This is a genomic window from Streptomyces sp. NPDC004539 (genome assembly GCF_040610055.1).
Classification (GTDB): Bacteria; Actinomycetota; Actinomycetes; order Streptomycetales; family Streptomycetaceae; genus Streptomyces.
Genome location: NZ_JBEXLS010000006.1, coordinates 137,271 through 151,972, shown reverse-complemented (window position 1 = coordinate 151,972; position 14,702 = coordinate 137,271). Strand labels below are relative to the sequence as shown.

At 71.0% G+C, this 14,702-nt stretch carries 15 protein-coding genes; 13 read left to right on the top strand and 2 right to left on the bottom strand.

The window, feature by feature from the left end:
* Positions 1-2 precede the first annotated feature (2 nt).
* Positions 3-1,019 carry a helix-turn-helix domain-containing protein gene (locus tag ABZX85_RS14830; protein WP_355867093.1) on the top strand — a complete coding sequence of 339 codons (1,017 nt, stop codon included), beginning with the start codon at positions 3-5 and terminating at the stop codon, positions 1,017-1,019.
* A 35-nt stretch (positions 1,020-1,054) separates the two neighbouring features.
* Here the strand turns inward: ABZX85_RS14830 and ABZX85_RS14825 are convergent, their stop codons facing one another.
* Entirely contained in the window at positions 1,055-1,771 is a 717-nt protein-coding gene (locus tag ABZX85_RS14825) for a polysaccharide deacetylase family protein (protein WP_355867090.1), read from the bottom strand.
* Between the two features lie 308 nt (positions 1,772-2,079).
* On the opposite strand from ABZX85_RS14825, the gene ABZX85_RS14820 reads away from it, so the two are divergent.
* The 12 genes from ABZX85_RS14820 (at position 2,080) to ABZX85_RS14765 (ending at position 13,814) form a co-directional block, all read left to right on the top strand.
* The gene (locus tag ABZX85_RS14820; RefSeq protein WP_355867087.1) at positions 2,080-3,342 is read left to right on the top strand and encodes a histidine kinase; all 1,263 of its coding nucleotides are present in this window, start codon (positions 2,080-2,082) and stop codon (positions 3,340-3,342) included.
* Between the two features lie 98 nt (positions 3,343-3,440).
* Entirely contained in the window at positions 3,441-4,706 is a 1,266-nt protein-coding gene (locus ABZX85_RS14815; RefSeq protein ID WP_355867084.1) for a beta-ketoacyl-[acyl-carrier-protein] synthase family protein, read from the top strand.
* Positions 4,703-5,908, top strand: a complete 1,206-nt coding sequence (locus tag ABZX85_RS14810; protein ID WP_355867081.1) for a ketosynthase chain-length factor — start codon at positions 4,703-4,705, stop codon at positions 5,906-5,908. Before ABZX85_RS14815 ends, ABZX85_RS14810 begins: the two co-directional genes overlap by 4 nt.
* 52 nt (positions 5,909-5,960) lie before the next feature.
* Positions 5,961-7,025 (top strand): methyltransferase, encoded by a 1,065-nt coding sequence (locus ABZX85_RS14805; RefSeq protein ID WP_355867078.1) that lies wholly within the window; start codon positions 5,961-5,963, stop codon positions 7,023-7,025.
* Positions 7,018-8,031: a methyltransferase gene (locus ABZX85_RS14800; RefSeq protein WP_355867075.1), complete on the top strand. Its 1,014-nt coding sequence runs from the start codon at positions 7,018-7,020 to the stop codon at positions 8,029-8,031. The genes ABZX85_RS14805 and ABZX85_RS14800 overlap by 8 nt, the downstream gene beginning before the upstream one ends.
* A gap of 50 nt (positions 8,032-8,081) precedes the next feature.
* On the top strand, positions 8,082-8,345 hold the full coding sequence (locus tag ABZX85_RS14795) for an acyl carrier protein (RefSeq protein WP_355867072.1): 264 nt from the start codon (positions 8,082-8,084) through the stop codon (positions 8,343-8,345).
* A 35-nt stretch (positions 8,346-8,380) separates the two neighbouring features.
* Positions 8,381-9,331 (top strand): aromatase/cyclase, encoded by a 951-nt coding sequence (locus ABZX85_RS14790; protein ID WP_355867069.1) that lies wholly within the window; start codon positions 8,381-8,383, stop codon positions 9,329-9,331.
* Positions 9,328-10,257 carry an MBL fold metallo-hydrolase gene (locus ABZX85_RS14785; protein WP_355867066.1) on the top strand — a complete coding sequence of 310 codons (930 nt, stop codon included), beginning with the start codon at positions 9,328-9,330 and terminating at the stop codon, positions 10,255-10,257. The genes ABZX85_RS14790 and ABZX85_RS14785 overlap by 4 nt, the downstream gene beginning before the upstream one ends.
* A 16-nt stretch (positions 10,258-10,273) precedes the next feature.
* Positions 10,274-10,762 carry a nuclear transport factor 2 family protein gene (locus ABZX85_RS14780; protein WP_355867063.1) on the top strand — a complete coding sequence of 163 codons (489 nt, stop codon included), beginning with the start codon at positions 10,274-10,276 and terminating at the stop codon, positions 10,760-10,762.
* An 11-nt stretch (positions 10,763-10,773) separates the two neighbouring features.
* On the top strand, positions 10,774-11,244 hold the full coding sequence (locus ABZX85_RS14775) for a nuclear transport factor 2 family protein (RefSeq protein WP_355867061.1): 471 nt from the start codon (positions 10,774-10,776) through the stop codon (positions 11,242-11,244).
* Positions 11,241-12,644 carry an FAD-binding oxidoreductase gene (locus ABZX85_RS14770; protein WP_355867058.1) on the top strand — a complete coding sequence of 468 codons (1,404 nt, stop codon included), beginning with the start codon at positions 11,241-11,243 and terminating at the stop codon, positions 12,642-12,644. The genes ABZX85_RS14775 and ABZX85_RS14770 overlap by 4 nt, the downstream gene beginning before the upstream one ends.
* Before the next feature lie 357 nt (positions 12,645-13,001).
* Entirely contained in the window at positions 13,002-13,814 is an 813-nt protein-coding gene (locus ABZX85_RS14765; protein ID WP_355867055.1) for an AfsR/SARP family transcriptional regulator, read from the top strand.
* Between the two features lie 70 nt (positions 13,815-13,884).
* On the opposite strand, the gene fabG is transcribed toward ABZX85_RS14765, so the two are convergent.
* A complete protein-coding gene (gene fabG / locus ABZX85_RS14760; protein ID WP_355867052.1) occupies positions 13,885-14,670 on the bottom strand; it encodes a 3-oxoacyl-ACP reductase FabG in 786 nt (261 codons plus the stop codon).
* Positions 14,671-14,702 lie beyond the last annotated feature (32 nt).

The window sequence follows — 14,702 nt, the reverse complement described above, 5'->3', positions numbered from 1 at the left end:
TCATGCACAGTCACACCGAGTTGCGTCTCGGCCCGCTCGACGAGGTCCGCATCTCTCTCGCGGCCCATCAGAGCGCCACGCTCCTGTCGCTGGTGGCGGACGTGTTCGGCGCCCGCGGCCACGGAGTGCCGCGCCGCTGGCGGGAGCTGGTGCGCGCGGCGGTCCCGCCGGCCGGGGCGGCCGTGCTGAGGCCGCTGTTCGCCCCCGGGTACTCGGTCATCCCGGACTGCGTGACCCCGACGGCGTGTCTGCCGCACGGTGACGCGGCCTTCCAGTTCACGCAGTTGACGGACCTGTCCCCGCAGACGCTCCTGGACGAGCTGGAGAGCGAGTTCGGGGGCACGGTGCCCCCGCAGTGGCGTCCGGTCGTGGACCGGCCGGCGCAGTGGATTCACGGGTACGCCGATGTCCTCCAGCGGGTCTGGCGGGAGTTCCGCCCGGTCTGGCGCATCGCCGAGCCCTCTCTGCGCCGGGAGGCGGAACGGGTCGGCGCCGCCGTCCTCCAGGGCTGCGGGGAGGCGGTGCTCCAGGATCTGAGCGGCCGGTTCCGGCTGGCCGGCGAGAGCCTGCGGCTGCCCGATCCGCAGGCGCAGACGTACGAGCTCGGCGGGCGGCGCCTGCTGCTCGTCCCCATCGTGTCCGGGCCCGGCGCCTCGATGTTCGCCCTGGACCGGCCGGACCTGGTGTGGATCGGGTACCCGCTGCCCGGGGTGGGCCGCCTGTGGGAGGCGTCCGTGACCCCGCCGGGCCCGGTGAAGGACCCGCTGTCCCTGGTCGTCGGCCCCCTGCGGGCGGCGGTGCTGCGGTCGACCGCGCAGCCGCTGACGATGGGTGAGCTGGCGGCCCTGCTGGACTGTAGTCCGGCGAACGCCACCCACCACTGCCGTCAGCTCACGGACGCCGGGCTCCTCGAACGGCACCGGCAGGGACGGAACGTGTGGATCAGCCGTACCGAGCGGGGGGCGGCGGTGGTGGAGCTGCTGTCGCAGGGCGGCGCCGTGCCGGAGGCGCCCTGGTGAGGCGGGGCCGGGCAGCCTCCGGCCCGGCGGGGTGATCAGGGCTTGTACGCCTTGCGGTTGTCGTAGGTCACCTTGCCCGCGGGGAGTTTCGCCGGGGCGAAGAGCTGGTCGACGGTGACGATGTGGAAGCCGCGCGACTTGAGGCCGGTGATGATGCCGGGGACGGCGCTGACCGTCGTCTTGTGGATGTCGTGCATCAGGACGATGTCGCCCGGCCTGGTCTGCGTGGTGACCGTCCTGATCAGGCGGGCCGTGTCGCGGTACTTCCAGTCCAGGGTGTCGATGCTCCAGTGGACCAGCGGTCGGGCCGCCGCCTTCCGCACGGCCGCGTTGTTCGCCCCGTACGGCGCCCGGACCGTGCTCGGCCTCAGGCCCGTGGCGTTGCGGATCGCCGTGTCCGTCCGCGAGAACTGCGAACTGATCTTCGCGGCGCTGAGCTTCGTCAGATCGGCGTGGTCCCAGCTGTGATTGCCTATCTGATTCCCCCCGTTGGCTATCGCCTTCGCCACCGACGGGTTCCGCGCGACGTTCTGGCCGACCAGATAGAACGTCGCTCTCACATTCCGGTCGCTCAGCGTCTTCAGCAACCTCTTCGTGTCCGCCACCGGTCCGTCGTCGAACGTCAGCGCCACGCACTTCACCTTCCGGCAGTCGACCGCCTTCACCGCCGCCGACGCCGACGACGCCGTCCCCACCAACGCCGTCCCGCACATCGCCGCCATGACCACCGGGACAATCAGCCGTCGCCGCATCGAACTCCTCCAGTTTCCGCGGGGTTTCGTTTCTAGGACGCGCCCGGAGAACACTTGGATGCATGTGTGTTCGACGAATTTCCTTACGACTCCGGGGAGTTCGCCATTACCCGACACGGGAGTGGCGAAAGGGAACGGATGAGAGAAGAGCGCACTCGGCCGGAAGGAATCCCGGGGCGCGCCCCTCACGTACGACGCCCGTGTACGACCAGAGGTGTACGGTCCGCCCGCATACAGTCCGCGATGCACGCGCCGGACGCGACCCTGGCCTGACGACCGGTCCCCGTCCCCGTGAGTAGCCTGTCGATGTGTCCGGCATCGTTCCCGCACGCCAGGTTCGGCGATTCCTCACCAGGCGACCGCGCCCCTTGGTCCTCCTCGACGTCGCGCTGGCCGCCCTGCTGTGTGTCGGCCTCCTCTGGGCCGACGCCGTCAGCGGCGCCCACCGCGCCGTCGGCGGCGAGCATGTGCTGCGGACCCTGGGGATCGTCCTCGCCGCCCTCGCCGTCGCCGCCCGCAGGCGCCTGCCCCGTGCGTCGTTCGCGGTGGCGTCGCTGTGCGCGTTCGTGGTGGCGGCGCTCGGCGGCGCCCCGCAGGTCTCGGTCTGCGTCGCCCTGACCGCGTACACCACGGCGGTGACGGCGGAGTACGCGTTCTGGTGGGTCCGCCCCGGTGTCTCGGGCCTGCTGATGGCCGCCGGGGTCGCGATCGGGCGGGTCTCCGCCGGCTGGCTGGCCGTGCTCGCCGCGAACGTGGCGATCATCTGCGTGGGCTGGTTCGCCGGACTCGCCGCCCGGGAGCACCGCAACCGGCTCCTGGCCACCGCCGAGCAGGAGGCCGAACGCGAGCGGCAGCACGCGGCCCGCGTCCGGCAGGCCGCCGTCGACGAACGGCTGGTCATCGCCCGTGAACTGCACGACATCGTGGCGCACTCGATGAGCCTCATCGCGGTGCGCGCCGGGGTCGCGCGGGTGGTCATGAACAGCGATCCGGCGCAGGTCGCGGAGACCCTCGGCATCGTCGAGACCACGACCCGGCAGGCGCTGCACGAGATGCGGCTGCTCGTCGCGGTCCTGCGGCACGAGCACGCCGTCGACCCCTCGCTCAGCCCCACCCCGGGGCTGGCCGACACCGCCGCGCTGGCCGACCAGTTCCGCAGCGCCGGCATCGACCTGCGCCTCGACATCCGCGGTACGGCCCGGCCGCTGCCCGCCGCGGTGGACCTGTCGGCGTACCGCATCGCGCAGGAGGCCCTCACCAACGTCGTGCGGCACGCCGGGCCGACCCAGGCGTCCCTGCGGATCGAGTACCGGCCCGAGGACGTCGTCATCGAGGTCACCGACAGCGGCCCCTCCGAGTCGCACCGCCGAGGGGCCCGGGTGCTCCGCTCCCCCGCCGAGCCCGCCGGCCCGGCCGGTCACGGGCTGATCGGCATGCACGAACGGGCCGCCCTGTTCGACGGATACCTCCACGCCGGCCCGCACGGCGACGGATTCCGCGTCCAGGCGCTGCTGCGCACGCACGAATCCGCCGCCGTGACCTGCGCCGACAATCCCGGAGATCGACCGTAGCCCGTACCGGTCGAGGTTTGTTTGAGGTCTGCTCAAGCCCGTTGTTGAAGTATCTGCGTCAGAAAGGGTGGTGACTGGCGGACTCCAAAGGAGTGATTGTGAACCGGTCAGTAGTAATCACCGGTATCGACGTGATTGCGCCAGGCGGGCTGGGCAGGAAAGAGTTCTGGAATCTCCTCACCGCGGGTCGCACGGCGACCAGAGGAATTACCTTCTTCGATCCCAGCCCCTTTCGCTCGCGCATAGCCGGCGAATGCGATTTCGATCCTGCCGCGATGGGCTTGCTGCCGCGTGAGATCCGCCGTATGGACCGCGCCACGCAGCTCGCCGTGACCTGTGCCAGAGAGTCCCTCGCCGACAGCGGTCTCGACATCGCCGCCGTCGACCCGGCCCGCGTCGGGGTGAGTCTCGGCAGCGCGGTCGGGGCGACCACGAGCATCGAGCGCGAGTATCTCGTCCTGTCGGACAGCGGCCGTGAGTGGTTCATGGACGAGGGGCACCTCTCGCCCCACATGTACGACTACATGGTGCCGAGCGCCGCCGCCGCCGAGGTGGCGTGGCGGACCGGCGCCGAGGGGCCGGTCGCGCTGGTCGCGACCGGGTGCACCGCCGGTCTCGACGCGATCGGGCGGGCCCACGAGGCGATCGTGGACGGCACCGCCGACGTGATGTTCGCCGGTGCCACCGACGCGCCGGTCTCCCCGATCGTCGTCGCGTGCTTCGACGCGATCAAGGCGACCACCCCGCGCAACGACGACCCGGCCCACGCCTCGCGCCCCTTCGACGCGACGCGCAACGGGTTCGTCCTCGCCGAGGGCGCCGCGATCATGGTGCTGGAGGAGCGCGAGCACGCCAGGGCGCGCGGCGCGCACGTCTACGCCGAGGTGGCGAGCCACGCCACCCGCTGCAACGCGTACCACATGACGGGCCTGAGGCCGGACGGTCGGGAGATGGCGGAGGCGATCCGGCACGCCCTGGCGGACGCCCGGTGCGCGCCGGAGTCCGTGGACTACGTCAACGCCCACGGTTCGGGGACCCGGCAGAACGACCGTCACGAGACCGCGGCCTTCAAGGACGCACTCGGGGCGCACGCCTACGGGGTGCCGGTCAGCTCGATCAAGTCCATGATCGGCCACTCCCTCGGGGCCATCGGCTCGATCGAGGTGGCCGCGTGCGCGCTGGCCATCGAGCACAACGTGGTGCCGCCGACGGCCAACCTGTACGAGACCGACCCCGAGTGCGACCTGGACTACGTGCCGAACGAGGCGCGCGAACTGCCGGTGAACACGGTCCTGTCGGTGGGCAGCGGGTTCGGCGGCTTCCAGAGCGCGGTGGTGCTGCGCGCCCCGGAGCGTGCGGCATGACCATGCCTCCGGTCGTGACCGGGATCGGCACCATGGTGGGCGACGGGGCGGGTACCGAGGGGCACTGGACGTCCGTACGCGACGGCCGTTCGTGGATTCGGCCGCTCCAGCGGTACGACGCCTCGCGCTACCGCTCCCGGCTGGCCGGCCAGATCTCCGGCTTCGACGTCGCGGAGCATCTGCCCAGCCGGCTGATCCCGCAGACGGACCGGGTGACCCAGCTGGCCCTGGTCGCCGGTGACCGGGCGCTGGCCGACGCCGGTCTCACGGACGGCGACTACGACCCGTTCGACATGGGCGTGGTCACGTCGAACGCGTCGGCGGGCTGGGAGTTCACCCACCGCGAGTTCAGGAAGCTGTGGACGCAGGGGCCGGAGAAGGTCAGCGTGTACGAGTCGTTCGCCTGGTTCTACGCGGCGAACACCGGCCAGCTCTCCATCCGCAACGGGCTGCGGGCCGCCGGCGGGGTGCTGGTGGCCGACCAGGCGGGCGGGCTGGACGCGATCGGGCAGGCCCGGCGCAATCTGCGCCGGGGGGCCGGGCTGATGGTGGCGGGCGGGCTCGACTCCGCCCTCGACCCGTGGGGCTGGCTCTCGCACCTCGCCGGCGGCGAGGTCAGCACCGCCGAGGACGCGTCCCGCGCCTATCTCCCCTTCGACGTGGCCGCAGGCGGCCATGTCCCCGGTGAGGGCGGCGCGATGCTGGTGCTCGAACACGGCGACGTGCGGCGCCCGTTCGCCCACCGCTACGGGGTGGTCGCCGGATACGCCTCGACGTTCGACCCGCCGCCGGGCAGCGGCCGGCCGTCCAACCTGGCGCGTGCCGTACGGCTCGCGCTCGACGACGCGGGGGCCGCGCCCGCCGACGTGGACGTCGTCTTCGCGGACGGCGCGGGTGTCCCCGAGCGGGACAGGAGCGAGGCGGCGAGCATCGCGGAGGTCTTCGGGCCGCGGCGGGTCCCGGTCACGGTGCCCAAGGCCGGGGTCGGCCGGCTGCTCGCGGGCGGCGGTCCGCTGGACGTGGTCACCGCGCTGCTGAGCATGCGGGACGGCGTGATTCCGCCGACGCCGCATTCCCGCACGATTCCCGACGAGTACGCCCTGGACATGGTGCTGGAACCGCGCGAGGCGAAAGTCGAGACCGCCCTCGTGCTGGCCCGTGGGCGGGGCGGTTTCAATTCGGCGGTGGTCATCGGGCGATGACCGGGCCGGAACGCGGAGAGAAACGCACATGACTGCTGGGAAAGGGGTCGGAATGAACCACGGAACAGACGTCAGCTATATGAAGGAACTGCACAGCGATTCACCACTGAGCACCATGATCGAGCTGCACAGCGGTGTACGGATCACCTACATGCTCCAGGCGGTGGCCGAACTCGGGGTCGCCGACCGTCTCATCGACGGACCGCTGCCGGTGGACGAACTCGCCGAGCGGACGGGGAGCGACGCGGACGCCTTGTACCGGGTGCTCCGGGCGCTGGCCGGGAAAGGTGTCTTCACCGAGGTGTCCCGGCGGGTCTTCGGCCTCACCTCGCTGGCGGAGGTGCTGCGCTCTGACCACCCGAACTCCCTGCGCGACGCCTTTCACATGCACGGCCAGAAATTCATGCACGACGCGTACGTCGAGATCGGTCACACGATCCGTACCGGACAGCCCGCTTTCGAGCATGTGAACGGTACGACGCTGTTCGATTATGTGGCTCAACGGCCGGAGCTGCAAGGGCTGTTCGGGAAGTCCATGGGGAAAGCCAACCGGCAGATCCAACTCGCCGCGACGGAGACCTACGACCTCACCGGGGTGAAGACACTGGTGGCCGTGGGCGGGGCGCAGGGACATGTCCTGGCGGAGATCCTCACCCGGTATCCCGGAATGCGCGGGGTGTACATCGACAACCCCCGTATGGTGCCGGCCGCGGAAGGCGTGCTGAGCGCGGCCGGAGTTCTCGAATCGGCCGAACTGATCGGCGGGGACTACCTGGAGGCGGTGCCTTCGGGCGGTGACGTCTATCTGGTCTCCCACGTCCTCCATCAGCTGAGCGACGCCGACACGGTCACGGTGCTGCGGAACATCCGCCAGGTGATGGCGGAGAACAGCCGGGTGCTGGTGGTCAACGCGGTGATCCCCGAGGGCGACGTACCGCATCCGACGAAGATCCTCGACAGCACCATGCTCGTGCTGGGCCGCAGCAGGGACCGTACGGAGGCGGAGTTCGCCGAGGTGCTGCGGGAGGCGGGGCTGCGGCTGGTCGACACGGTGGGCCGGGCGCTGCCGTCGAGCGTGGTCGTCGCGGAGCCGTTCGGAGGGGCCGACCATGTCTGAGAAGGAAGCGCTGCTGAGCACGATGTGGGACTTCCACAGCGGTCTGCGGATGGGGTTCATGCTCTCCGCGGTCGCGGAGATCAGGATCGCCGACCGGCTCGTGGACGGGCCGCTGTCCGTGGACGAGCTGGCGGAACTCACGGGGAGCGACGCGGACGGCCTGTACCGGGTCCTGCGGGCCATGGCGAGCAAGGGGGTCTTCACCGAGACCTCGCGCCGGGTCTTCGGGCTCACCCCGCTGGCGGAGATCCTGCGCTCGGACACCGCGCACTCCCTGCGGGACGTGTTCCGCCTCCAGGGCAAGCACTTCATGCGCAACGCCTACGCGGAGATCGGCTACTCGATCCGCACCGGCGAGCCCGCCTTCGACCACGTGAACGGCGAGGAGCTGTTCGCGTACCTGGCCCGGCACCCGGACATGAACGAGCTGTTCAGCGGGGCCATGGGCAACGCGGCCGGGCAGACGCAGCAGGCCGCCGTCGAGGCGTACGACCTCACCGGCGTGCGCAGGCTGGTCGACGTGGGCGGCGCCCACGGTCATCTGCTCGCGTCGATCCTGGCCCGCTACCCCGGCCTGGAGGGCGTGGTGTTCGACCAGCCGCACGTGGTGACCGGCGCGGAACGGGTGCTGGACGAGGCGGGTGTCCTGGACCGGGCCGAGCTGGTCGGCGGCGACTACCTCACGTCGGTGCCGGCGGCCGGTGACGCCTACGTCATCTCCCATGTGCTGCACCAGTTGTCCGACGGCGAGGCGATCGCCGTGCTGACGAACATCCGCCGGGTGATGGACCCGGCCGGCCGGGTGCTGGTGATCGACCCGGTGATCCCCGAGGGCGACGTACCGCACCCGGGGAAGTTCATGGACATCACCATGATGGCGCTGAGCAGGGGCCGGGACCGGACGGAGGCGGAGTTCGCCGAGGTCTTCGGGAAGGCCGGTCTGCGGCTGACGGGGACGGTCGGCCTGAACTCGCCGTCGAGCGTCGTCATCGCCGTTCCGGCGTGATCCCCGGCCGCTCGGACACGCACCGCGACGACGAACACATCGAGGAGACCATGAGTGCCCGAATGAACCACGACGAACTGAGCTCGATCCTCGTCGAGGCGGCCGGCTCGGTGGAGGGGGTCGACCTGGCGAGCCAGGAGGCCATCGACAGCGATCTCTACGAGCTGGGCTACGACTCGCTCGCGCTCATCGAGATGGGCGCGCGCATCCAGCAGCGGTTCGGGGTCGACATTCCCGACGAGGAGGTGACGGAGCTGCGCACGCTCCGCACCATCCTGGACCGGGTGAACTCCTCGATCTCCGCGACGACGTGAGGGCCGACCGCACGACCCGCGGACTGGAGGCAGGCATGACCACGCCGGAGATCCACGCGCGCCACGAGATCGAGGTCGAGGCGTCACCGTCGGCCGTGTACGAGCTGATCACGAACGTCTCGCTGTGGCCGGTGATCTTCCGTCCCACCGTGCACACCGAGGTGCTGGAGCGTACGGCGCGAGGCGACCGGTTCGAGATCTGGGCGACCCTGGCCGGCAGCGAGGTGAGCGCGTGGCGTTCGCGCCGGGCGTTCGACGCCGCCGGGTGGCGGGTGACGTTCGGGCAGGACCACGAGAACCCGCTGTTCGGCCGGATGGGCGGCGGCTGGACCTGTGTCCCGCTGGCCGGCGGCCGGACGCGGGTGGTGCTCGAACACCGCTGCACACCGCCGCCGGACCGGGCCGGGGCGCGGGAGCGGATCGTCCGGGACCTCGACACCAACGGGGCCGCCGAGCTCGACGCGCTGCGGACCGTGTCGGTGCTGCCCGGCGGGTTCGACAGGTGGCGTTCGACGTTCACCGAGTCGGTCGAGCTGGCGGGTCCGGCGAAGGCCGCCCGCGAGTTCGTCTGGGACGCGGACCGGTGGCCGGAGCGGCTGCCCCACGTCGCCGGGCTCGACCTGGTGGAACAGCCGGGAGGCGCGCAGGAGATGACGATGGAGACCCGCGCGCCGGACGGGTCGGTCCACACCACGCGGTCGGTGCGGCTGCTGCTGCCGGACGGCTCGATCGTCTACAAGCAGACCCGGCCGCCCCGGGCGCTGCTCGGGCACAGCGGGCGCTGGGACTTCCGGTCCGGCCCGGCGGGGAGTTCGATGAGCTCCACGCACACCGTCCTGCTGGACCCGGCCGGTGCGGCGGAGGTGTTCGGCGCGGGCGTCCCGGCGCGGGAGGCGGTCCACCGTGTGCGTACGGCGCTGTCGGCCAACAGCAGGGTCACGATGGAGCGGGCGGCCCTGTACTGCGCGTCGGCCGGTGCGACGTGAGCACGGCGGTGCGGGCGCCGCTCGGCCGGCTCCGTGAAGTCGCGGACGGTGTCCACGCGTTCCTCCAGCCGCCGGGCGGCTGGTGCCTCAGCAACGCCGGGGTGATCGCCGGACCCGACGGGCTGGTGCTGGTGGACACGGCCGCGACCAGGTCGCGCGCGGAGGCGCTGCGGACGGCGGCCGAGGGGCTCGGCCGGGGGCCCGTGCGGACGGTGGTCAACACCCACAGCCACGGCGACCACGTCTTCGGGAACTGCGTGTTCGCGCCGCCCGCGGCGGTCGTCGCGCACGAGCTGACCGGGCCGGAGATGGCGGCCACCGGGATGGCGTTGCGGGGACTGTGGCCGGCCGTCGACTGGGGCGAACTGGCCCTCAGACCGCCCACGGTCACGTTCGCGCGGAGTCTGACGCTGCTGGTCGGCGACCGGCCTGTCGAGCTGCGTCACGTCGGCCCCGCGCACAGCACGAACGACGTCGTCGTCTGGATACCGGACGCGCGCGTGCTGTTCGCCGGCGACGTGGCGCTGCCCGGCTGCACCCCGTTCTGCCTGATGGGCTCGGTCCGCGGTTCCCTCGCGGCGCTCGACCGGCTGCGCGGCCTCGAGGCGGAGACGGTCGTCGGCGGGCACGGCCAGGTCGGTGGTCCCGAGGTCTTCGACGAGACGGAACGCTATCTGCGGCGGATTCTCGACGTGGCCGGGGAGGGGGTCGCCGCCGGGCTCACCCCGCTCCAGGCCGCCCGGCTGTACGGCGTCGGCGAGTTCGGGGGGCTGATCGATCCCGAGAGGCTGGTCGGGAACCTGCACCGGGCCTTTCTGGAGATACGGCGGCCGGACCTGGCGCTCGGCACGGAGATCGACGTGCCGGGGGTGTTCGGCGAGATGGTCGAGTTCAACGACGGGCGGCTGCCGACGTGCCTGGCCTAGCTCCGAGGAGGGCGTGATGACGATGTCGGGCGAGTCCCACGGCCGGGGGGACACCGTCTCCCCGGAGACCTACTACGAGCTGAGGAGGTTCTACCTGGACCAACTGGACGCCCGTGACCGGGGCCTGACGCAGGAGTGGCTGGCGGTCTTCGACGACGACGCGACGATCACGACCAAGGTCCTCGGCGGTGACGCGCCGGTGCCGAGGTCCGAGTTCGAGCCCGCCGTCTGGAAGCTGGACGCCTCCTTCCACGCGAAGGGCGTCCAGCGCCGCCACTGCGTGCAGGGTTTCACCTTCACCCCTCGCGGCGGCCTCGTCGTGTCGAGGTTCTACGGCCTGTTCCTGGTCGTCGACGCCGAGCGGGGCGCCTGCCTGCAATCGGCCGCGATGATCTCGGACGTCCTGCGCCGGCACGGCACCACCTGGCGGGTCGTCTCCCGCGAGATCGAACGCGACGACCTCGGCCGCCTGGACACCGCGGCACACAGCGTGCCCCTGGGTTGAGAGAAGGAGCCATGGATCAGACAGTCATCTCCGGCAAGGGGGACGCGCCGGCCGAGGTGTGTTCCCGCATCGACCAGTTCTACGCGAGGCAGATGCAGGCGCTGGACGACGGCGACATCGCCGCGTGGGTGGACACCTTCACCGACGACGGCGTCTTCGTCTCCAACGGTTTACCCGACCCGGTCGAGGGCAGGAGCGGCCTGACGGCACTGGGCGGCGAGGCCGTGGCCAGGCTCGACGCGAAGGGCGCAATCCGGCGGCACTTCGTGTTCAACGTCATCGTCGAACCGCTCGCGGACGGAGTTCTGCGGACGACCTGTTACGTCCCCGTCTTCGACACCGTCGACGGCGTCACACAGCTGACCACGAGCACCGTCATGCGGGACGAACTGGTCGGTTCACGGGACGGGCTGCTCGTCCGGCACCGTACCGTCACCCGCGACGACCTGCTGGCGAAACCGGGACGGGGGAACAGCACATGACGTCCTCTCGGACGCTGTCGGACAGTCCGGGCGGGATCGCGCTGGGCCCCGAGGACGCCGGTTACGACGCGGCCCGCAGCGGCGTCCAGCGCACGTATCTGCACCGGCCGTCGGTGGTCGTGCGGGCGACCGGCGCGGACGACGTGCGGCTCGCGGTGCGGCGTGCCGCCCGGCACGGGCTGGCGGTCGCGGTGCAGGCCACCGGGCACGGTCTGAACGTCCCCACCGAGGGCGGGGTGCTGATCGACACCTCGCCGATGGCCGGGGTCCGGATCGACCCGGCGGCGCGGACGGCCCGGGTGGCGGCGGGGACCCGCTGGGAGCGGGTGATCGACGCCGCCGCCGAACATGGCCTGGCGCCGCTGAGCGGCTCCTCGCCCGACGTCGGCGTCGTCGGCTACACGCTCAGCGGCGGACTCGGGCTGCTGAGCCGTACGTTCGGCTACGCGGCCGACCATGTGCGCCGGGTGGAGCTGGTCACCGCCGACGGGGAGCTGCGGTCCGTCGGCCCCGGCGAGGACCTGTTCTGGGCGCTGCGCGGCGGGGGCGGGAACTTCGGCGTGGTGACGGGCCTGGAGTTCGGCCTGTTCCCGGTGGACCGGTTCTACGGCGGGGGCCTGTACTTCGACACCCGTGAGCTGCCGGCGGTGCTCAGGGCCTACCGGGAGTGGACGGCGACGGTGCCGGACACGATGTCCTCCAGCATCGGGCTGATCCCGATGCCGGACCTGCCCGGTGTGCCGGCGCCGTTGCGCGGCAGGCATCTGGCGCACGTCCGGATCGCGCACCTCGGTGCGCCCGGCAGCGGGGAGCGGCTGGTCGCGCCGCTGAGGGCGCTGGGACCACGGCTGGTGGACACCCTCGGCGAGATGCCGTTCACGGCGTCCGGGACGATCCACAACGAGCCGAAGCAGCCCCGGAACTTCTACTGCGCCAACGCGATGCTGAGCGAGTTCGACGCGGCGCTGCCGGACGCCGTTCTCGACCTCGTCGGGCCCGGTTCCGGCTCCTTCGCGGTGGTGCAGTTCAACCATCTGGGCGGGGCGCTCGCCGGGCGGCCCGAGCCGGCGAACGCGGTGAGCCATCGCGGCGCCTCCCACGTGCTGCGCGTGGTGACCCTCCCTCAGGGGCCCGGCCCCGACCCGGCCCATGAGGTGGCCCACTCCGTGACGCGAGCCGCGGCGGCGTGGACCCTCGGCCGGTCGCCCAACTTCGTGCAGGGCGACCGCACCGCCCATGAGCAGGCGCGGGAATGCTACGAACCGGCCGCATTCGACAGGCTGGCGGCGCTCAAAGCCGTCCACGACCCGGGGAACATGTTCCGCTGCAACGTCAACATCCCGCCCGCGGGCCAGGACGGGAACGAGACGCACGGGGTGCGGGGCGTGGCCGATGTCTAGCCCGGAGAAGGGCCGTTGACCGTTCATCGCCCCACCGCACGACGCCGGTGGCCTGGCCGGACACCGATCGGCTGTACGACAGTCGCCGGTCCGGCCGCCACCGGTCGGGGAAGGGACGCCCCGCACCGACACGTCTCACTGATCTTGTCGGCGAACGTACACGGGCAGCACCAGGAGCGGTTCGATCTTCGCGCGAGGATTGACTGAAAAGAAGGCAGGGGGTCGCCAAGACCTACATCGGGGGTGCAGTGTTGGCGGTCCCCGCTGTACCGGTCGTCTTGACGGGGTGCCGGAAGTCTGCTGCTCCTCCTGCCCAGCCAGAAAGGTTCATTTTCCGCACGAGATCAGGAGCCATTGATGGACGTTCGGATACTGGGGTCGTTGTCGTTATCGGAGCACAACCGCGACGCTACGCCCTCGGCGCGTAAACCGAAGCAACTCATCTCACTGCTGCTGTTGAACGAGGACCAGGTCGTTTCCACGGACACGCTCATCAGCGAGATCTGGGACACCCGGCCGCCCCGCAGCGTCCAGACCACATTACAGACCTATGTGGTGCAGGTACGCAAGCTCCTGTCGGAGGCTCTCGACATTCCCGTCGGTAAAGTCGCCCGGGATGTTCTTCTCACCCGGAGCGGCGGTTACACGCTCATATTGCGCGACGTGAATTTCGATCTGTACCGGTACAGGTCGCTCGAACAGGCCGGAATGGGCGCCTTCGAGGAGGGCGACGACGAGAGCGCGGTCCGTACCTTCGGCCAGGCGCTGGCGCTGTGGCGGGGCAACGCGCTGGCCGACGTGGAGGTCGGCCGGATGCTGGAGCCCGAGGTCGCCCGGCTCGAACAGTCCCGGCTGACGGTCGTGGAGTGCCGTCTGGAGATCGAGCTGCGGCGCGGGCGCCACCGCCAGTCCCTCAGCGAACTGGCCTCGCTGACCGCGCGGTACGACGACAACGAGAATCTGCACGCCCTGTACATGCTGGCGCTGTACCGGTCCGGTTACCGGGGCAAGGCGCTGGAGAAGTACCGGAGCTTCCACAAGTGGATGCGGGACGAACTGGGCCTCGAACCGTCCCCTCGCCTGCAACGGCTGCACCACGCCGTGCTGGACGGAGATCCCGCCCTCGACGAGGCCGCGGCGCACGCCGGACTGTCCGGCCGCGTCGAATGAAACGTTTCGCTGTCACCGACCGGAGATCCGCGCCGCCCTGATCCGCGTCCCGGACCAGGGCGGCCGGCGGTCAGTAGTTGCCGAGTCCGCCGCACACGTTCATCGCCTGGGCCGTCACCACGGACGCCTCGTCGCTCACCAGGTAGCCGACCATCGCGGCGACCTCCTCCGGGTCGACGTAACGGCCCATGGGGATCTTCGTGTTGAACCGGGCGAGCACTTCGTCCTCCGTCACGTCCCAGATGCCCGCGTAGATCTCGCGCACCCGGTGCGCCATCGGCGTCTCGACGTACCCGGGACAGACGGCGTTGACGGTGATCCCGGTCTTGGCCAGTTCCAGGCCGAGTGCCTTGGTGAAGCCGACGACTCCGTGCTTCGACGCGGAATAGGGGGCGCCCAGGACGACCCCCTGCTTTCCGCCGGTGGAGGCGATGTTGACGACGCGTCCGCTGGCCAGGCCGAGCATTCCGCCGTCCGTCAGGACGCGCTTCGTGACCAGGAAGACGCTGTTCAGGTTGGTGTCGACGACGTCGAGCCACAGCTCGTCCGGTATCCGGGCCGTCGGGCCGCCACCGCTTCGGCCGGCGTTGTTGACGAGGACCGAGATCGGGCCGAAGCGCTCCGTCGCCGCCGTCACGAGCTGCTCGATCTGCGCGACGTCCGTCACGTCGCACGCGACGCCGTCGGCCTCGTGGCCGTCGAGGCGCAGCCCTTCCACCGTCTCCTTCACCGCGGCGCCGTCACGGCTGCAAATGAAAACCCGGTGTCCGGTGCGGGCCAGCCGATTCGCCGTGGCCAGTCCGATCCCACTCGTGGCGCCCGTGACGAGGGCCGCTCGGGCGAATTCCTCTGCCATCTGCTCTCCAAGGCGATCGTGAGAGATTGTGC